Source organism: Pseudomonas sp. BN515, from assembly GCF_029873155.1.
Classification (GTDB): Bacteria; Pseudomonadota; Gammaproteobacteria; order Pseudomonadales; family Pseudomonadaceae; genus Metapseudomonas.
Map to the genome: position 1 here is coordinate 79,414 of NZ_SSOH01000053.1, position 18,722 is coordinate 98,135.

20 protein-coding genes are annotated in these 18,722 nt (G+C 63.5%); 11 read left to right on the forward strand and 9 right to left on the reverse strand.

Features of this window, described 5'->3' with window-relative positions; genetic code table 11:
- The first annotated feature begins 50 nt into the window (after window positions 1-50).
- Complete coding sequence (locus E8E91_RS13880) at window positions 51-1,124, forward strand: 3-deoxy-7-phosphoheptulonate synthase (RefSeq protein ID WP_280372202.1); 1,074 nt, start codon at window positions 51-53, stop codon at window positions 1,122-1,124.
- A 59-nt stretch (window positions 1,125-1,183) separates the two neighbouring features.
- Here the strand turns inward: E8E91_RS13880 and E8E91_RS13885 are convergent, their stop codons facing one another.
- Window positions 1,184-1,468 (reverse strand): GNAT family N-acetyltransferase, encoded by a 285-nt coding sequence (locus E8E91_RS13885; protein ID WP_190828087.1) that lies wholly within the window; start codon window positions 1,466-1,468, stop codon window positions 1,184-1,186.
- A gap of 20 nt (window positions 1,469-1,488) precedes the next feature.
- Complete coding sequence (locus tag E8E91_RS13890) at window positions 1,489-2,763, reverse strand: hypothetical protein (protein ID WP_280376229.1); 1,275 nt, start codon at window positions 2,761-2,763, stop codon at window positions 1,489-1,491.
- Window positions 2,764-3,216: 453 nt separating this feature from the next.
- On the opposite strand from E8E91_RS13890, the gene oprI reads away from it, so the two are divergent.
- Window positions 3,217-3,468 carry an outer membrane lipoprotei OprI gene (gene oprI / locus E8E91_RS13895; protein ID WP_003448337.1) on the forward strand — a complete coding sequence of 84 codons (252 nt, stop codon included), beginning with the start codon at window positions 3,217-3,219 and terminating at the stop codon, window positions 3,466-3,468.
- Window positions 3,469-3,653: 185 nt separating this feature from the next.
- Here the strand turns inward: oprI and E8E91_RS13900 are convergent, their stop codons facing one another.
- The 3 genes from E8E91_RS13900 to E8E91_RS13910 form a co-directional block, all read right to left on the reverse strand.
- The gene (locus E8E91_RS13900; RefSeq protein WP_280372200.1) at window positions 3,654-4,616 is read right to left on the reverse strand and encodes a L,D-transpeptidase family protein; all 963 of its coding nucleotides are present in this window, start codon (window positions 4,614-4,616) and stop codon (window positions 3,654-3,656) included.
- Window positions 4,617-4,689: 73 nt separating this feature from the next.
- Entirely contained in the window at window positions 4,690-4,971 is a 282-nt protein-coding gene (locus E8E91_RS13905) for a hypothetical protein (RefSeq protein WP_280376230.1), read from the reverse strand.
- Window positions 4,972-5,027: 56 nt separating this feature from the next.
- A complete protein-coding gene (locus E8E91_RS13910) occupies window positions 5,028-5,633 on the reverse strand; it encodes an arylesterase (protein WP_280376231.1) in 606 nt (201 codons plus the stop codon).
- 10 nt (window positions 5,634-5,643) lie between these two features.
- On the opposite strand from E8E91_RS13910, the gene E8E91_RS13915 reads away from it, so the two are divergent.
- The 3 genes from E8E91_RS13915 to greB are packed head-to-tail and all read left to right on the forward strand — an operon-like array spanning window position 5,644 to window position 9,363.
- A complete protein-coding gene (locus E8E91_RS13915) occupies window positions 5,644-6,327 on the forward strand; it encodes an ABC transporter ATP-binding protein (RefSeq protein ID WP_280372197.1) in 684 nt (227 codons plus the stop codon).
- Window positions 6,327-8,831 (forward strand): FtsX-like permease family protein, encoded by a 2,505-nt coding sequence (locus E8E91_RS13920; protein WP_280376232.1) that lies wholly within the window; start codon window positions 6,327-6,329, stop codon window positions 8,829-8,831. The genes E8E91_RS13915 and E8E91_RS13920 overlap by 1 nt, the downstream gene beginning before the upstream one ends.
- Window positions 8,832-8,865: 34 nt before the next feature.
- A complete protein-coding gene (gene greB, locus E8E91_RS13925) occupies window positions 8,866-9,363 on the forward strand; it encodes a transcription elongation factor GreB (RefSeq protein WP_280376233.1) in 498 nt (165 codons plus the stop codon).
- Window positions 9,364-9,375: 12 nt separating this feature from the next.
- On the opposite strand, the gene E8E91_RS13930 is transcribed toward greB, so the two are convergent.
- Window positions 9,376-9,684 carry a class I SAM-dependent methyltransferase gene (locus E8E91_RS13930; protein WP_280376234.1) on the reverse strand — a complete coding sequence of 103 codons (309 nt, stop codon included), beginning with the start codon at window positions 9,682-9,684 and terminating at the stop codon, window positions 9,376-9,378.
- Between the two features lie 197 nt (window positions 9,685-9,881).
- Here E8E91_RS13930 and thpR point away from each other — a divergent pair, with 197 nt between their 5' ends.
- The 3 genes from thpR (at window position 9,882) to E8E91_RS13945 (ending at window position 12,654) form a co-directional block, all read left to right on the forward strand.
- The gene (gene thpR, locus E8E91_RS13935; RefSeq protein WP_280376235.1) at window positions 9,882-10,412 is read left to right on the forward strand and encodes an RNA 2',3'-cyclic phosphodiesterase; all 531 of its coding nucleotides are present in this window, start codon (window positions 9,882-9,884) and stop codon (window positions 10,410-10,412) included.
- A gap of 210 nt (window positions 10,413-10,622) precedes the next feature.
- The gene (locus E8E91_RS13940) at window positions 10,623-11,564 is read left to right on the forward strand and encodes a triacylglycerol lipase (protein ID WP_280376236.1); all 942 of its coding nucleotides are present in this window, start codon (window positions 10,623-10,625) and stop codon (window positions 11,562-11,564) included.
- 55 nt (window positions 11,565-11,619) lie between these two features.
- Window positions 11,620-12,654, forward strand: coding sequence for a lipase secretion chaperone (locus tag E8E91_RS13945; protein WP_280376237.1), 1,035 nt, complete (start codon window positions 11,620-11,622; stop codon window positions 12,652-12,654).
- A 45-nt stretch (window positions 12,655-12,699) separates the two neighbouring features.
- Here E8E91_RS13945 and E8E91_RS13950 read toward each other — a convergent pair whose 3' ends face one another.
- Together E8E91_RS13950 and E8E91_RS13955 are read right to left on the reverse strand one after the other, a co-directional pair.
- A complete protein-coding gene (locus E8E91_RS13950) occupies window positions 12,700-13,134 on the reverse strand; it encodes a DoxX family protein (protein WP_226284071.1) in 435 nt (144 codons plus the stop codon).
- 101 nt (window positions 13,135-13,235) lie between these two features.
- Window positions 13,236-14,657, reverse strand: a complete 1,422-nt coding sequence (locus E8E91_RS13955; RefSeq protein WP_280376238.1) for a transglycosylase SLT domain-containing protein — start codon at window positions 14,655-14,657, stop codon at window positions 13,236-13,238.
- A 231-nt stretch (window positions 14,658-14,888) separates the two neighbouring features.
- Between E8E91_RS13955 and E8E91_RS13960 the strand changes: the two genes are divergently transcribed.
- The 3 genes from E8E91_RS13960 (at window position 14,889) to E8E91_RS13970 (ending at window position 17,738) form a co-directional block, all read left to right on the forward strand.
- The gene (locus E8E91_RS13960; RefSeq protein ID WP_280376239.1) at window positions 14,889-15,695 is read left to right on the forward strand and encodes a TatD family hydrolase; all 807 of its coding nucleotides are present in this window, start codon (window positions 14,889-14,891) and stop codon (window positions 15,693-15,695) included.
- A gap of 106 nt (window positions 15,696-15,801) precedes the next feature.
- Entirely contained in the window at window positions 15,802-17,283 is a 1,482-nt protein-coding gene (locus E8E91_RS13965) for a methyl-accepting chemotaxis protein (protein ID WP_280376240.1), read from the forward strand.
- A gap of 95 nt (window positions 17,284-17,378) precedes the next feature.
- Window positions 17,379-17,738: an Mpo1-like protein gene (locus E8E91_RS13970; RefSeq protein ID WP_280376241.1), complete on the forward strand. Its 360-nt coding sequence runs from the start codon at window positions 17,379-17,381 to the stop codon at window positions 17,736-17,738.
- A 162-nt stretch (window positions 17,739-17,900) separates the two neighbouring features.
- On the opposite strand, the gene E8E91_RS13975 is transcribed toward E8E91_RS13970, so the two are convergent.
- Complete coding sequence (locus E8E91_RS13975; protein WP_280376242.1) at window positions 17,901-18,698, reverse strand: thioesterase family protein; 798 nt, start codon at window positions 18,696-18,698, stop codon at window positions 17,901-17,903.
- Window positions 18,699-18,722 lie beyond the last annotated feature (24 nt).

Sequence of the window (18,722 nt, forward strand, 5' to 3'; positions counted from 1 at the left end):
GCTGGCGGCCCGCACCCGTGACCTGACGACCCTGACCGATGAAAAGCACGATGGCTGATTTACAGATCGACGACCTTAACGTTGCCTCCAACGAGACCCTGATCACGCCGGAGCAGTTGAAGCGCGAAATTCCCCTGACCGATGAAGCCCTGGGCACCGTCGCCAACGGTCGCCAGGTGGTCCGCAATATCCTCGATGGCAAGGACCATCGTCTGTTCGTGGTCGTGGGCCCCTGCTCCATCCACGACATCAAGGCCGCTCACGAGTACGCCGATCGCCTCAAGGGCCTGGCTGCCGAAGTGTCCGACACCCTCTTCCTGGTGATGCGCGTGTACTTCGAGAAGCCACGCACCACCGTCGGCTGGAAAGGCCTGATCAACGACCCCTACCTGGATGACTCCTTCAAGATCCAGGACGGCCTGCACATCGGTCGCCAGCTGCTGCGCGACCTGGCCGAGAAAGGCCTGCCCACCGCCACCGAGGCCCTGGACCCGATCTCCCCGCAGTACCTGCAGGACCTGATCAGCTGGTCGGCCATCGGCGCCCGTACCACCGAATCCCAGACCCACCGCGAAATGGCTTCCGGCCTGTCTTCCGCAGTCGGCTTCAAGAACGGCACCGACGGTAGCCTGACCGTGGCGATCAACGCCCTGCAGTCGGTTTCCAGCCCGCACCGCTTCCTCGGCATCAACCAGGAAGGCGGCGTGTCCATCGTCACCACCAAGGGCAACGCCTACGGCCACGTGGTGCTGCGCGGTGGCAACGGCAAGCCGAACTACGACTCGGTCAGCGTCGCCATCTGCGAGCAGGAACTGACCAAGGCCGGCATTCGCCCGAACATCATGGTCGACTGCAGCCACGCCAATTCCAACAAGGACCCGGCCCTGCAGCCCCTGGTCATGGACAACGTCGCCAACCAGATCCTGGAAGGCAACAACTCCATCGTCGGTCTTATGGTGGAAAGCCACCTGGGCTGGGGCAGCCAGTCGATTCCGAAAGATCTCGACCAGCTCAAGTACGGCGTTTCCATCACCGACGCCTGCATCGACTGGGATACCACCGAGAAAGCCCTGCGCAGCATGCACGCCAAGCTCAAGGACGTGCTGCCCAAGCGCCAGCGCTGATCGGCAGATAGAAACGAAAACGCCGGGCAATTGCCCGGCGTTTTTCATTGTGCGTCGGCTCAGGCGTTATGTTGCGACTGGCGCTGGCGACGCTCGATGTAGCGTTCTACGTAGGAGCAGGACGGGATCACGGTGTAACCATTGTCCTCGGCATATTCCAGGGCGGATTCAGTCAGTGCTGCCGCGATCCCGCGACCACGCAGGACGTTCGGCACGAAAGTGCGATAGATGTCCAACGTCTGTTTACCCAGGTCCATATAGGCCAGGTATGCACGATGACCGTCCACGGTGGTCTCGAACTGATGACCTGCCTGGTCATGGTGGATGGACAATGCCTCGCTCATCACTACTCCTCTGAGGGGGTCTAAAACCGTACCCGTACCTTATCTATCTTTTCTAGCCGAAGGAACATCTCTGCCGTGCCGGAACCGAATTGCACGCTGAGATACGCCTTTCCGTTCTCCACCTTGTGTAATACGCCCTGATAATAGGCGCCATCGAAGGTGATGAACTGCAGACGCTTGCCGGCATATCCCGGCAGATCGGCAACATTGACGAACTCATACTGCTGCACGGCACGTCCGTTTTCTTCGTTTTCCTGGGTTGCCGTGATTTTCTCGAGGCCGACAGGTTCGTTTCGTGCCACCGTCGGATCGACCCAGGCAAATTCGACCGACTGTACCAGCTCCTGGTTCACCAGCACCGCCGGACGCAACATGGACACCACGTCCTTGGGCTCGAAGAACTGCAAGCCATCCCACGCCATGCCTTCGCTTGGCGTCAGCTCCACCCGCAGCGACTGCGGGTCCTTCAGGTAGCGGCCGTAGGCATCGAGCATCGGCTGCCCCAGTGCGATCTTCTGGCTGCGCAGCACGGTATCGAACTTCTGCACTGCGGTTTTCAGGTATTCCTCGGGCGACTGACCCAGCTTGCCCGCACAGAACTGTTGGATCTTGCGCTGGTACTGGTTGTCGTTCAGTTCGAAGACCACGCTGGACATGTGCGGCGGATTCACCCGCAGATCACCCGGGGTCTCTGGCATGTTAGACAAGGAGAGGCTGAGACGCACTTCACCCATGTCGCGGGTATCGGAGGTCAGGTTCAGATTGAGTTTCTGTGCACCCGGCTGGAACAGGTAGGAGAACTCCGCATCCGTTTCCAGGGTGCGATAACCCATCTCCAGAAGTTCGTCGGTGCCAATGTTACGCACGGTGCCGCAAGCGACTTCGCTCATTGCGGTGAACAGGCTGCGCTCGGGCGGCGTGTTGTACAGCTGCTGCATGAATGGTCCGTGCACTTCCAGGGCAATGCCCTTCAGGCTCAGTGCCATCTGCTCGGGAAACTTGCCCTCGGCAAGGCGCTCCTTGAAGCTGAGGAGTTCACCCAGGCTCTTGAACTTCAGCTCAGCTCGTTGCACTCCCAGGCTATCGCCAATGGCGGGAATACGAATCTGGAGGTTCTCCAGGCCGACTCGACCATCGAAAGAAGAAGTAATGCCGCCATAGGTGACATCCATCACCGGCGACAACTTGCTGATAGCGTCATCCATGATCGATCTGACCGACCACCAGAGCGACAACTTGATGATCAACCCGACGGCCAGAACCGCGAGCACTCCCCACTTGAGAATCTTCGACATAGTGACGTCCTTGAAGTCTGCGCTTCGCCTTGGATATCGGAAGCAGCGCAAGCTTATCAGTGGGCAGCAATCACAACCACGCGGACACTTTGAATGGGCGAAGATATTTTACGAATTCCTGAAAAAGTTCCCTTTCCAAAGCAAATTTTTAACGCGGGCAACATCCGTACCCGGGCCGGAGTAACGTCTGTCCGAAGATGGGGAGGATTCCGCGCACACGGCTGGCTTGGGCCTACACTTGCCTACTCGACTGATCAAAGAACAATCAGTCTGGCCATTTTTTGATCAGCGACCTCGTTATTTGCTCGTGAACTAGCCGGCAAGCTGAAAAAAATGTGCCTGCCTTGCACAAGGTCAGTTTACTTACTACAAGTTATGGGTAGTATGTACGCCGGCTAATTTCCCAAGCTCGGGGAATTGCTTTATGGAAATGTCCACCTTAAGGGGAACACGATGAACAACGTTCTGAAATTCTCTGCTCTGGCTCTGGCCGCAGTTCTGGCCACCGGTTGCAGCAGCGTATCCAAAGAAACCGAAGCTCGTCTGACTGCTACTGAAGACGCAGCTGCTCGCGCTCAGGCTCGTGCTGACGAAGCCTACCGCAAAGCTGACGAAGCTCTGGCCGCCGCTCAGAAAGCCCAGCAGACCGCTGACGAGGCTAACGAGCGCGCCCTGCGCATGCTGGAAAAAGCCAGCCGCAAGTAATAGCCTTCTGGGCTATGTGAAGCCGACCCGGTCAAACGGGTCGGCTTTTTTATTGCCCGCGTTTTTCTACCACCCTCTTCCATCCCGTTGTCTCTCTACCCCGAGTTTCATGAACGCCAAGTTGCAGGCAAAAGAAAAGCCCGCTGGCGATTCGCTCAGCGGGCTTTCTTAACGCGGGAGTTCGCTCAGAGCTCGGTATTGGGCACAGTTGCCGCAACTGCAGAGTTGGGCTCGGCAATTTCCACCGGCAGACCGTCTTCGGCCGCAACTACTTCACGCACCACGTCCCAGTCCAGGCGAATGGTGTTGACCAGATCCTCACGCTTTAGCAGCGCATTGATCACAGCGGTGTGCTTGTCTACCACCGACGGATCGCCATTGTCATCCAGCGGTGCGTGGGCTTCGAGGTAGACCTTGCCGCCGCTGACGCCGAACTTGTAGGGCTCGTTGACGATGCGCACCGGAGTACCTACCGGCGCCATGGCCGCCAGGGCCAGGACGTTGTTGTTCAGCATGCGGAAGCAGCCGTGGCTGACGCGCATGCCGATGCCGAACTTCTTGTTCGAGCCGTGGATCAGGTAACCCGGCACGCCCAGGTTGAACTTGAACGGACCAAGGGGGTTGTCCGGACCCGGCGGCACCACGGTGGGCAGGGGATCGCCGTCAGCGGCATGTTCTTCGCGGATCGACTTCGGCGGATACCAGGCCGGATTGTTGGTCTTGGCAGTGATGGTGGTGTGCGCGATAGGCGAACCCCAACCTTCACGGCCGATACCCAGCGGGTAGGTATGAACCACATTCTGCCCTTTCGGGAAGTAGTACATCCGGTACTCGGCGAGGTTGATCACGATACCCTCGCGCGGACCCGGCGGCAGGATGTAACGGGTCGGCAGGATGATCTCGGTACCAACGCCCGGCAGCCAGGGATCGACGCCGGGGTTGGCGGCGACCATCTCCAGGTAGCCCAGGTCATTGGCGACACCGATATCGGCGAAGGTGTCTTCGTACTTGGCCTTGATCACCTGGACCTGGCCGACGATGTCTTCGCCGGGCGGGGGCAGGGGCAGCTCGAGGGCTGCGACGGGCCCCGCCACCAGCAGGGATGCTAATGACAGGGAACGGGCGACGGCTGTAAAGCGCGGCAACATCCGGGAATCCTTGACAAACTGACTGATTAAAAGACTCGGAATTCTACACTGGCGCGAGCCGCGCCGGGAGTCCTCAGACTCCCGACCAGACCGAGTGCTGCCCCTGCCGCTGGGCCTCGAGGGTCGAGCGGCAGTTGGTGCACAGGCGTCGGTCACGCAGCAGGCCTTGCTCCAGAGTACTCCAGCGGGGCTGGGCTGGCAGCAGTCCCCCGCAGAGGGTCCGGTCGGCGAATCCACCCAGTTCCAGCTGGCGGGCCACCAGGTGCAGGCGCACTTCGCGGCAAGCGAACAGGTCGAGTTGCTCGTCGGGCTCTATCACTTTGTAGCCAAACAGGGACCAGACGGGGCGCGGCATGGAGGACTCCAGGGAGGGTGCGCAACATTAGCCGAAAGCGAGCCTCGGGAAAAGCGTCAGAGCATGGGTTCCAGGGTCGGCCAGACATTGTCCAGCAACCGCGGCTGGGCCTGCAGCGCCGGATGCAGGCCATCGGACTGCATCATCCCCGGCACGCCACCCACGCCTTCGAGGAAGAACGGCACCAGCGGCACCTGTTTCTCGGCAGCCAGGGTGCTGAAGACATTGGCGAAAGCCGTGGTGTAGCGCACGCCGTAATTGGGTGGCAGACGCATGCCAAGCAACAGGACGGACGCCCCTTGCGCCTTGGAACTGTCGATCATGCTGGCAAGATTCTGTTGCAATTGCGCAGGCGGCTGGCCACGCAACCCATCATTGCCGCCGAGTTCGATGATCACCAGTTCCGGCTTGTGTTCGGCGAGCAGCCCCGGAAGCCTGGAGACCCCGCCAGTACTGGTGTCGCCACTGATCGAAGCATTCACCACGCGCTGCTTGTAACCCTTCTCGTCGAGGCGTTTTTGCAGCAGGGAGACCCAGCCCTGGCTTGATTCCAGCCCGAAAGCGGCGCTGATACTATCGCCGATGACCAGCACGGTCCCCGCCATGGCCTCCTGCGCCAGAATCAGCAGTGACAGGCAGCCACCCAACAACCAGGCACGCATTGGATTCTCCATGAGCGCAAGCATTCTCGATGCGCGGAACCTTAGCAAAGTGGTTCCCAGCGCGGAAGGCGAGCTGATCATCCTTCACGACCTCTCCCTCAACCTTGGCAAAGGCGACAGCCTGGCCATCGTGGGCAGCTCCGGATCGGGCAAATCCACCCTCCTCGGCTTGCTCGCAGGTCTCGACCTGCCCAGCGCCGGCGAAGTGCACCTGGCCGGCCGAGCCCTGTCGACCCTGGATGAAGACCAGCGCGCCCGGGTCCGTGCCGAACACGTCGGGTTCGTCTTCCAGTCATTCCAACTGCTCGACAACCTCAATGCCCTGGAAAACGTCATGCTCCCCCTGGAGCTGGAGGGACATCGCGACGCACGCGCCCGCGCCCGCCAACTGCTGGATCGGGTCGGCCTGGGCCAGCGGCTTAGCCACTATCCGCGCCAACTTTCCGGTGGTGAACAGCAACGCGTCGCCATTGCGCGCGCCTTTGCTGCCGAACCCGACGTACTGTTCGCCGACGAGCCTACCGGCAACCTCGACAGCCACACCGGTGAACGCATCAGCGACCTGCTCTTCCAGCTCAACCAGGAACGAGGCACCACCCTGGTTCTGGTGACCCACGATGAACGCCTGGCCCATCGCTGCCGGCGTCTGATCCGCCTTGAAGGCGGCCGTCTGGTCGATCAGGTGGAACCCTGATGCGACGCCTCCCCCTCGCCCGCCTGCTGGCCATGGCTGCCCGCCAACTGTGGCGCGACGCCCACAGCGGCGAGCTGCGAGTACTGTTCTTCTCCCTGTTGGTAGCCGTCGCCGCCAGCAGTGCAATCGGCTATTTCAGTGCCCGCCTCAACGCCGCCATGTTGCTGCGCGCCACCGAATTCCTTGGCGCAGACCTGCTGCTGAGCGGGTCGTCGCCAGCCAGCGCGGAACAGGTCAATCGCGGACTGCAACTCGGCCTGAAGCACTCCAGTGCCGTGGAGTTCTCCAGCGTGATCGCCGCCGACAACGGCATCCAGCTCTCCAGCGTCAAGGCGGTCGACCCTGCCTATCCACTGCGTGGCGAACTGAAGAGTGCCGCCCAGCCCTATGGCGAGGAAGCCGTTGGTAACGGTCCTAAGCAGGGCGAAGCCTGGGCGGAAGCCCGACTGTTCGCGACACTGGATCTCAAGCCCGGCGACAGCATCGACGTTGGGCAGAAAACCCTGCGCCTGACCCGCGTGCTCACTTACGAACCGGACCGCGCCGGTGATTTCTACAGCCTTACCCCGCGAGTGCTGATCAGCCACGATGACCTCGAGGCGACCGGCGTGGTGCAGCCCGGCAGCCGTGTGCGCTATCGCGAGCTCTGGAGTGGCCCGAACGAAGCCCTGAGCCAGTACCGGGCAGCAATAGAGCCCGGACTGGAAGCCAACCAGCGCCTGGAAGACGCCCGTCAGGGCAATCGCCAGATCGGCGGCGCCCTCGGTCGCGCCGAACGCTACCTGAACCTGGCCAGCCTCGCCGCCGTATTGCTCGCGGGCGTCGCGGTCGCCCTCTCCGCCGCGCGCTTCGCCGCACGCCGCTATGACGCCAGCGCTCTGCTGCGCTGCCTCGGCCTGTCTCGTCGCGAAGCCCTCTTCCTATTTGGCATGCAGCTGGCGCTACTCGGGTTGTTGGCCAGCGCCCTGGGCGCGCTCCTGGGCTGGCTCGCACAAGCGGTCCTGTTCAAGCTGCTGGGCGGATTGCTCCCGGCAGTGATTCCCTCCGGCGGACTGGTACCGGCGCTGGCGGGTGTCGCCACCGGCCTGCTGGCCCTGGCGGGATTCGCCCTGCCGCCGTTGGCTGCGCTGGGCCGGGTGCCGCCACTGCGAGTCCTTCGCCGCGACCTGCTGCCATTGCCACCCAGCGCCTGGCTTATATATGGAGCCGCGCTGCTGGCCCTCGGGCTGATCATGTGGCGCCTGAGCCTGGACCTGAAGCTGACCCTCGCCCTGCTCGGCGGCGGCCTGATCGCAGCACTGCTGCTGGGCGGCGTGCTGCTGGCCGGACTGAAGGGCCTGCGCCGACTCCTGGCCAGTGCTGCCCTGCCCTGGCGCCTCGGCCTCGGCCAACTGCTGCGCCACCCGCTGGCGGCGGCCGGACAATCCCTTGCCTTCGGCCTGATCCTCCTGGCCATGGCGCTGATCGCGCTGCTGCGCGGGGAGCTGCTGGACACCTGGCAGAACCAGTTGCCGGAGAACGCTCCCAACCATTTCGCCCTCAATGTCCTACCCGCCGAGAAGGACGCTTTCGCCGGCCGCCTCGCAAGCCTGTCGCCCCATCCCGCACCGCTCTATCCAGTGGTGCCCGGCCGCCTCACCGCCATCAATGGCGAAGCCGTGCGCCAACTGGTGAGCAAGGACTCCCAGGGCGAACGCGCGGTACAACGCGACCTCAGCCTGACGTGGTCCGCCCAGTTGCCCAGCGACAATCGCCTGGTGGCGGGCCATTGGTGGAGCGACCTCCACGGCGGCGGACTGCCCGGTGTATCGGTAGAGGCCAAGCTCGCCGAAAGCCTTGGTCTCAAGCTGGGCGATCGGCTCACGTTCAGCGTTGGCGGCCTGCAACGTGATGCCCAGGTAACCAGCCTGCGCGAGGTGGACTGGGACAACTTCCAGCCGAACTTCTACATGATCTTCGCCCCGGATACCCTGGCTGACCTCCCCGTGACCTACCTCACCAGCTTCTACCTGCCACCGCGCCACGACCGCGAGCTCGTAGAACTGGCCCGCGCCTTCCCGGCGGTCACGCTGCTGCAGGTAGAGACAATCCTGGCGCAACTGCGCAGCATCCTCGCCCAGGTCACGCTGGCCGTGGAGTTCGTGCTGCTCTTCGTGCTTGCGGCGGGCCTGGCCGTGTTGTTCGCCGGCTTGCAGTCCACCCTGGATGAACGTATTCGCCAGGGCACGCTGCTCCGAGCCCTTGGTGCCGAACGCCAACTGCTGATGAAGGCGCGGCGCGCCGAGTTCGCGCTGCTGGGCGCCTGCAGCGGCCTGCTTGCAGCGCTCGGCTGCGAACTGGTCAGCGCCCTGCTCTACCGCTTTGCTTTCGACCTCAGCTGGCAGCCCCATCCCTGGCTGCTCCTCCTGCCGCTGGTGGGAGCCTTGCTGGTGGGTACCGCTGGCGTGATGGGCACTCGCCGCGCGCTCAACGCCAGCCCACTGACGGTCTTGCGCGAAGCTTGATAGGCTTTGCCTCCCGAAATTCCGCAGGACCACCATGAGCCGTTATCGTCCGCCCCGCACCGCCGGCACCCCCCTGATCACCCCGGAAGGCGAAGCCCGTCTGCGCGCCGAACTCCACGACCTGTGGCACGTGCGCCGGCCCAAGGTCACCCAGGCTGTGAGCGAAGCAGCCGCCCAGGGTGATCGATCGGAGAACGCCGAGTACACCTACGGCAAGAAGATGCTGCGCGAAATCGACAGCCGCGTGCGCTTCCTGACCAAGCGGCTGGAAAACCTCAAGGTGGTGCGCGAACGTCCGAGCGACCCCGACAAGGTCTACTTCGGCGCCTGGGTGACGCTGGAAGACGACGATGGCGAGCAGGCCCGCTACCGCATCGTCGGGCCTGACGAATTCGACCTGAAGCAGAACCTGATCAGCATCGACTCCCCTCTCGCTCGCGCCCTGGTGGGCAAGGCGCTGGATGCCGAAGTGCGGGTCAACACGCCTACCGGGGAAAAGACCTGGTACGTGGTCGAGATCGACTACCCGTAACGCCGTCCGATATCAGCGGCGGGTGATGAGTCCCTGCCGCGCCACCCGCACCAGTTGACCCAGCACTTCCGGTAGCTCTGCGGCCGAAGGCGCCTGGATCACAGCCATGTCGAAACTGTCGCTGGCAAAACGGGCAAGTGATTCACCGTCACGGGCGAACTGGATGAGGAGGTTGCGTGGACGGCCCCAACGCTTGGGCCAGCCTTCGAGATAACGCAGGAGTGTCGGCTGGTGGGAACCGCCGAGCAGGATTCGCGGATTGCGCAGTGCCAGCCCGGTGGTGATCGGGGCTAGTCGGAGCAGGGGTTGGGGACAGGTCATGGTGTCATGTCTCCGCCTCGTTGGGTCCCGCTGGGCAGCGGTGAGAGGCGACACCGAACCAGCGTTTTAGCGGTATTTAGAAGCCTCTGATGACTTCCGCGCCCCGCAAGTAGCTGACTAAATCGGCGCATGGGGCGACATCCTAGAGAAGCCCGCGCAATACTGTCAAGGCGACTCATTCGCCTTGGGAGACGCCCATGAGCACCCCGCCGCTGCGCCTGTTCTTCGCCATTCCCTGCTGCCCCCAACTGGCCCGTGACATCGTTGATTGGCGCGCCCGGAATCCGGTCGAAGGCAAGCCGGTTGCGCCGGAAAACCTGCACCTAACCCTCGCCTTCCTCGGCTCGCAACCCCGTGGCCAGGTGGAAGCCCTGGCAGCACTGGCCGCCAGCCTGACGCCCACGACATTCACCCTGCACCTGGACCGACTGGCGCGCTGGAAGAACGGCTTGCTGCACCTGGCACCGAGCAAAGTCCCACCGGCCCTGACCGACCTTGAGCGCAGCCTCCGCGAGCAGTTGCTGACCTTGGGCTTCACTCTGGAGACACGCCATTTCAAACCCCACCTGACCCTGGCCCGGCACTGCCCACGGCTGCCCTCCACCCCCACCCCAACCTTTGATTGGCCAGCGACCGAATTTGCCCTTTTTGCCTCGGAAAACACCGCCAAAGGCACGCGCTACCACGCTCTCGGACACTGGCCATTGCGGCCTCCGACCCCAGCCTGACGTTTCGCCGCGTAACAGCGAACTGGCAGCCATCTTCGGGTTAACGGATGTAAACATCCGCGAAAAGCCCAATCCAGAGCGCTCATCCTCGACGCGCGATGAATGGCATGGTTCCTGCCCTCGGCCCTGCTTGAAGTGCACGCCCAGGAAGGGCGTGGCCATGCCAGGGAATGCAGACAGGCCCTCCCACGCACAACATCGAGAGCGCACATGAAGAACAAGACCCTGCTCGCCCTTTGCCTTGCCACCGGGCTCGCCGCCACGGAACAGGCCCAGGCACTCTGGTTCGGCTCCAGCGGTTATACCCAGACCCGCTATCCCATCGTCCTCACCCACGGCATGCTCGGCTTCGACAGCATCCTCGGCGTCGACTACTGGTACGGCGTTCCCTCCGCGCTACGCCGCGATGGCGCGCGCGTCTACGTCACCGAAGTCAGCCAACTGAACACCACCGAAGCCCGCGGCGAAGAGCTGCTGGAACAGGTGGAAGAAATCGTCGCGATCAGCGGCAGCCCCAAGGTCAACCTGATTGGCCACAGCCACGGCGGTCCGACCATTCGCTACGTGGCGGCGGTGAGACCGGACCTGGTCGCATCGGCCACCAGCGTCGGCGCTCCGCACAAGGGTTCGGCCGCTGCCGACTTCATCCGCAATGTGCCGCCGGGCTCAGCCGGCGAGGTCGTACTAGCGGGCATCGTCAACGGCCTCGGCGCACTGATCAACTTCCTCTCAGGCAGCAGCAGCGATCTGGAGCAGAACGCCCTCGGCTCTCTGGAATCGCTGAACAGTCAGGGCGCGGCGGCCTTCAATGCACGTTTCCCGCAAGGCCTACCCACCACGGCCTGTGGCGAAGGCGCCTACCAGGTCAACGGCGTGCGCTACTACTCCTGGAGCGGAACCAGCCCGCTGACCAACGTGCTGGATGTCAGCGATGCCATGCTCGGCGCCAGTTCCCTGACCTTCGGTAGCGAAGCCAACGACGGACTCGTGGGGCGCTGCAGCTCGCACATGGGCAAGGTGATCCGCGACGACTACCGGATGAACCACCTGGACGAGGTCAACCAGACCCTGGGGCTGACCAGCCTGTTCGAAACCGATCCGGTCACCGTCTATCGTCAACAAGCCAACCGGCTGAAGAACGACGGGCTCTGAGCCCTGCCCGCGGAGCCTTTGGGCTCCGCACCTCCCTTGTCTGCCGAGAGCCCCAGTGAGAAGACTCCTGCTGCTGTTCCCGATTGCCTTCGCCGGCGCCCTGGCCATCCTGCTGCAATGGGGCGGCAAACCGGCACCGGCGGCATCCAGTGTGGCTCCAGCGGTCATGACAACCGCGACGTCTACTCCCCCTGCGCCGCCACCTGCCAGCCATAGCGAACCGCTCGCATCCTCGACGAAAGCGCCCACAACAAGGGCGATGCCGGCTTCACTTTCAGGAACGGCGGTGGACGGTCGTTTCCATCTCGACTCCGGCGGCAATCTCCTGATCACCGAAGACATTCGTCGAATCTTCGACTACTTCCTCAGCACCCAGGGTGAAGAACCACTGGCTGGCAGCATCCAGCGGCTGCGCGGCTACATAGGGCAACAACTGGACGCCCCGGCGGAAGACCAGGCCCTGGTGTTGCTCGACCAGTACCTCGATTACAAGCGCCAGCTGGTGCAACTGGAACGCGACATACCGCTGCTCGCCGACCTGAACGCCCTGCGCCAGCGCGAAGCAGCCGTGCAGGCATTGCGGGCAAGGATCTTCAGCACCGATGCCCACCAGGCGTTCTTCGCCAGCGAGGAGACCTACAACACCTTCACCCTGCAACGCCTGGCCATCCAGCGGACCAGCCTGGACCCGGCAGCCAAGGCCGCCGCCATCGACCAACTGCGCAGCGCCCTGCCCGATGAGCTGCAAGCCCTGGCGGCAAGCCAGCTACAGGCGGAACTCCGGGTCCAGGTCGGCGCACTCAGGGAGGCGGGCGGCAGCCCGGAGCAGATTCGCCAGCTCCGCCAGCAGTTGGTCGGCGCCGAAGCCACCATCCGGCTGGAAGCCCTCGACCAACAGCGCCTGCAATGGCAACAGCGGCTGCAGTCCTATCTGAAGGAGAGGTCTCGCATCGAAGCCAGCGAGGGGCTGAGCCAGAGCGACAAGGCAGCGGCCATCGCCCAATTGGAGGAAGAAGGATTCAATCCGCAGGAGCGCTTGCGCCTGCAGGCCGCCGCAGAACTCGCGGCAGCCAGGAAAAAGCAGCCCTGAGAACGCAGAAAGGCCCGCCGAAGCGGGCCTTTCTCTTTACCGGGTTCAGTTGCCCAGGTTGCGGTCCAGGGACATCTTGCCGGCGCCTTCCACCAGCAGGGTGGCGCTGATCAGGCCGAGAATCATCGCGTACTCGAAACCGCCGTTGGTGATGAAGAAACCGCTGGCCCAGTGCACGCTGAAGATCGCCACCACCATCGCGACGATCAGCGCCGCCGCAGCAGGACGAACCAGCAAGCCGATTACCAGGGCAAGGCCGCCGAAGAACTCGGCACTGCCGGCCATCAGGGCCATCAGGTAACCCGGGGTAAGGCCGATGCTTTCCATCCACTGACCAGTGCCCGCCAGGCCATAACCACCAAACATGCCGAAGAGTTTCTGCGAACCGTGGGCCATGAAAGTGAGGCCGGTGATGACGCGCAGCAGGGTGATGCCGTAGCCAGCGTTGGTGGCGAGGATGGATTTGATCGGGTTGCTCATCGAGGTGTTCCTTGTGTTGTGGGAGTCGATGAGCACAAGCTTAGTAGAATTTTTTGATATTAAAACCGGAAAATTCTCAGCCACACCATCGATTAATTCGATTATTTGCGTGCCTTGGTGGCCTTTTTCGAAGGCTCCAATAGATAACGCTCGCGATCGAAGGCCAGGTAGTACTTGTTCACGCTGTTGACGTAGCTGACAACGCCCATACCGGCCTGCTCAGCGGCGATGCGTTCCACCTGGAAAAACCACTGGTTGGGATTCAGGCCGCGTCGCCGGGCTTCCGCGCGCATGCCCTGGACTCGCTGCGGCCCCAGGTTGTAGGCGGCGAGCACGAAGGCCATGCGTTCGCGCTCCTCAAGCTGGGCGCTGGCGAAGAAGTTGCGCCGCAACATCGCCAGGTACTTGGCCGAAGCCTGCACGTTGTTATCGAGTTTCTGGATGTTCCCCACACCCACACTTCGCGCCGCCCCCGGAGTGATCTGCATCAGGCCGGTGGCACCGCTGGCGCCTCTGGCGGCCGGATTTAGGCTCGATTCCTTGTAGGCCAGCGCAGCCAGGTTCAGCCAGTCGAAATCGTGCTGGTCGGCGTAGCGCTGCAATACCGGGCGTACTCGCTCCAGGCGCTGGCGCTCGCGACGTGCGAGGGGGTTGTGGACCTTGTAGAGGCGCCGATAGACGCGCTGGAAAGCCGCATCCTGGTCGTCCGGCGCGCGGTATTCGGCCAGGAAGCGGTCGACGCTGGCCCGAAGGGTCGGTGCATCCCGGCGAACGAACCAGGTCAGGTCGCCCTGCCGGTCCAGTACTAGGTGCTTGTCGAGGCGTAGCTTGGGCATCACCTTGGCCCAGCGCTCGGCAATCGGCTGCTCCACCGCTGTCAGCGGAAAGATGCCGGCCTGGACCATTTCCAGCACATCCTCCACCGCCAGGGTCGGATCGACCCATTCGATGACGATGGGCGCCAGCTTGCGCCCGGCCAGTTTCTCGTTGACCTGGCGCAGCGCCTCACCGGCGGCACTGCCCACCGGCAGCGCGATGCTGCGTCCGGAAAGTTGTTCCAGCCGCTGATAGCGGCGCTGTCCCTGGCGGCTGACAAGCACCAGCGGCACGTCCTTGCGCAGCGGCGCGCTGGCGCTGACATTGGTACCCACGCCCTGGTACATCAGCTCACCGGGGGCCACGAGGTCGCCCTCGCCGCGCTGCAGCGCCGGGAGTAACTGGTCCTTCGACTTGGGGATGAGCTTCAGTTTGATTTCACGCCCGTCGCGGGCGTTGCGATTGAGGTACTGCTCGAAGGCGCGGACGCGGTGATATTCCACGCCTACCTGTTCGCCCTTGACCTCACCCGAGCTGTTGCGGCTCTGGTTCACCAGCACCTTGAGCACGCCACTGCGACGGATTTGCGCCAGGTCCCGGGCTTCGGCCGGTTGCTGCCAGACCTCCGGCGGCCCTGCAAGGCGCGCGCTTGCCATGCTGGGCAGCAACGCCAGCAGGCAGAGCAGGATCAGCAGCGGTCGCGTCATCGAATCTCCAGGGACAGGGCGTGGCGTCAGCGCGCGCATGAGCGTGTAGAGCTGCGCCGCGAATCCTTGGCTGGTAAGCGAGGGGCGCGGAGAGTGTCACAGCTTCGCCCCCGATGCCAGCCAAAGCGTGGCATTGACTTCAACATATGCCGCCAAGTTCCTGTAAATATTGATTTTTTTGAATTATTTCGAGCTTTGTTATGCTGCCCTGCTCCAATCCGAGGTAGCACCATGCAACTCATCGACATCGGCGTCAATCTGACCCACCCCAGTCTCGCCCGCGATGTCCGCGCCTTGCTGGAGCGCGCCCACGCAGCCGGCGTCTGCCAACTGGTGCTGACCGGCACCAATCTGGAAGACAGCGAAAAGGCCCTCCTGGCAGCCGAACAGCTGGACGAAAGCGGCCTGCGACTATTCAGCACCGCCGGTGTCCACCCCCACGAGGCGAGCGACTGGAACAGCGATGGCGAGCGCCAACTGCGTGTGCTCCTGGGTGAGACGCGGGTACGTGCGGTGGGCGAATGCGGGCTGGACTTCAATCGCGACTTCTCGCCGCGCCCGCAGCAGGAAAAGGCGCTGGAAGAGCAACTCGCACTGGCCGCCGAGTTGGGCAAGCCGGTGTTTCTCCATGAACGTGACGCCGACGAACGCCTGCTGGCCATCGTGCGGGAGTTTCGTGATCGCCTCCCCGCCGCCGTGGTGCATTGTTTCACCGGCGAGAAGCGTGCCCTCTACGGCTACCTCGACCTCGACCTGCACATCGGCATCACCGGCTGGATCTGCGATGAGCGCCGCGGCACTCACCTGCACGACCTGGTGCGTGACATTCCCCGCGGCCGCCTGATGCTGGAGAGCGACGCCCCCTATCTGCTGCCGCGCAGTCTGCGACCCAAACCCAAGCACGGACACAACGAGCCGGCCTTCCTCACCGAAGTGCTGCGGGAGGTGGCCCTGCATCGCGGGGAGAGCCAGGAAGAGCTGGCGCGCCACACCACCGCCTGCGCCCGCGCCTTCTTCGGTCTGCCAGCCGTCGACTGAACAAGGCTTTCCAGTGCCCTCTTGATTCGGATCAACTTCGGTAGGAAATTTCCGTCAGAAAATACTGGCAACTTGCCAATACTGTCCGAGTCATAAGAAGAAGATCATGGGTACCTGGATTCGCGATATTTCCCTCAGATACAAGTTCTGGGCCGTCAATGCGGTGGCCTTCTTCACCACCCTCCTGCTGGTCCTGCATGCCCTCTTCCTGGAGCAGCAGGGCCGCGCCGAGGATGCTCGCGCAGCCGCTGCGGACCAGGCACAACTGCTGCGCTCCTGGCCTGCCGACCAGGCCCTGCCCTCCTCGCCTCGAATCCTCACCTTCGACGCCGGCAGCGCACCGCAACTGCCCGGCGGCCAGGTGCTGGCCAAGGCCAGCGGCTGGGTTGCGCTTGAGCACAACGGCCTGTTGGGCAACGACCCCATCATCGGTGCCCAGGTTTTCGATCTCGCTGATGGCAAGCGCGTCGCCGTCCTGGCCAGCAACCCAAGCCTGATCCAGCTATTCGGTGCCCGTCTCGTGGAATACGCGATCTCCGTATTCCTGCTGATGGTCGCCCTGCTGGCGGCGTCGCAATTGCTGATCCGCTTCCTGCTCAGCCACCTCAACACCCTCAAGGACGTGATGCTCCACGTGGAGCGCAGCGGCGACCTTTCCGCCCGCGTCCCGCTGGACAGCCGGGATGAAGTGGGCCAGATGGCCAGCGCCTTCAACGCCATGCAGGCCGGATATGAGCGCGTGGTGAGCACAGTCGCCCAGGCCGTCGCCCGTCTCGATGAAGGCGCCGCACGGCTGGCCACCAGCATGGGTGAAGTGCGTCAGGGAATGCTCGGGCAACAGAGCGAGACCGACCAGGCCGCCACCGCCATCAACGAGATGTCGGCCACTGTCCACCACATCGCCCAGCACGCGGCGGACACCCGCGACCAGTCGCAGAATGCCGATCAATTGGCGGGTGCCGGCCAGCTCGTGGTGGAGCGTGTCGAACAGTCCATCTCCGGGCTTTCCTCCGGCGTGCAGCAGACTGCGGAAATGATCCAGCGACTGGCCGAGGACAGCCAGAAGATCAGCGGCGTGGTCAACGTCATCCATGGCATTGCCGAACAAACCAACCTGCTGGCATTGAACGCCGCAATCGAGGCCGCCCGCGCCGGGGAAATGGGCCGCGGCTTCGCCGTGGTGGCCGATGAAGTGCGCAACCTGGCCAAGCGCGTGCAGGACTCCACCGACGAGATCACCAGCATGATCACTGCGCTGCAGTCCGGCACCCGCGACGCCGTGGAATTCATGCGGGAGAGCTCGATCAAGGCCGACGACTGCGTGCAGGCCGCCCATGAGGCCGGCGCTGCCCTGGTCGCTATTACCGGGGCCGTGGCGCAGATGCGCGAGAGCAACACCCAGATCGCCGTGGCGGCCGAGCAACAGAGCCAGGTGGCCGAAGAAATGACCCGCGCCGTGGTGGGTATTCGCGACGTCACCGAACTCACCGTCGGCCAGACCGTGGAATCCGCCTCCACTAGCAACGAACTGGCGGGGCTGGCCAGTGAGTTGTCGCAGGCCATTCGCAAGCTCAAGCTGCGCGCCTGACCCGCCGCCGCAGGCTATCCCCACCATAGGAAGAAGGCATTCGCCGGCCCGCAAGGGCCGGACTATGCTGCCGTCATTCCCTTGAGGAGACGGTCATGGGCAAGCGACTTCCCAATCTGCATGCATGGCAATGGCGGACTTATTCCGACAACCACCAGCACCCCGCCAACCTGATCCTGCACATCATCGCGGTGCCGATCTTCATCGTCGCAGCACTGAGCCTGGCGAACGGCTTGTTCACCTTCAGCTTCCGCGCGCTGGTGCTGGGGGTGATCGGCATTCTCGCCTCGCTGGCGCTGCAGGCGCGCGGCCACAAGCTGGAGGCCGTGCAGCCGGAACCCTTCAGCGGTCGCAAGGACGCCATTGGCCGGCTGCTGGTGGAGCAGTTCATCACCTTCCCGCGCTTCCTGCTCAGCGGCCAGTGGTGGCGCAACTGGCGCAACAAGAAGCACTGACCACGAATGGTGGACCGGTAGAAACTGCTCCGCCCCACCCCTGTAGGTTGCGGCTGAGCTACGCGAAGCCCAACGGTGTGAACCTGATACCGCGCCACGTTGGGCTTCGCTGCGCTCGCGGAACGCCGCCCGGCCCAACCTACGGAAAGGCGCATCGTGCAATCAGCCGAACACCACCACCGTCTGCCGACTCATGGCGACCAGTTCGCCGTCGGGGGTCCACAGAGCCGCCGCCGCATGGCCATAGCCGTCACGGGCATGTTCGATGCGCGCGCGGTACTTGCACCAGTCGTGGGTATCCAGTTGCGGCAGTGGCTGCACGAACTCGATGGTCCAGGTCAGGGTGCTGCCCGGCGCGGGGGAAGGCAGATGCGGCACGGTAGCCGGCGGCCAGGCATCCACCAGGGCCAGCAGATGGGATTCGGTAATCGCCTCTTTAACCACGTCGCCACGGAAGCGTACCCACCCCCCCATGTCGCGCTCGCGGCTGTTGGAGAACGGCAGCCCGCCAATGGACCAGCGCATGGCCAGGTGGCGGGTGAACTCCGGGGTAACACCGGGGATGAAAGGCAGTTCGAAGCAGTCGGCGACCGGCTTCATCTCAGGGGCGGGCTCGGCTTCCAGCTGCACAACCGACTGGCGCGAACCACCGAAACTGCCCTGCACCAGCGCTACCACCTGGCCCTTCTGCACCACGCGGCAGAACACCTGGCTCACTGCCTTGCCTTCGCGCAGCAGCTCAGCCTCGAAGTTGGCCGGCACCTCCGGCTCCAATGGGCCGACGAAGGTCATGGCCAGGGAGCGCACCGGCCGGCCCGGCTCGGCCTTTGCGCGCATGGCTTCGAACGCCAGTGCAGCGACCACGCCACCGAAGGCCGCCCGTCCCTGCCCCCAGGTAGCGGGCACCACAATTTCGCTCGGATTGCTGCGAGCCGCCTGGATCAATTCGGAAAAAATCATCTGAAATCCCTGTAGTCAAACGCC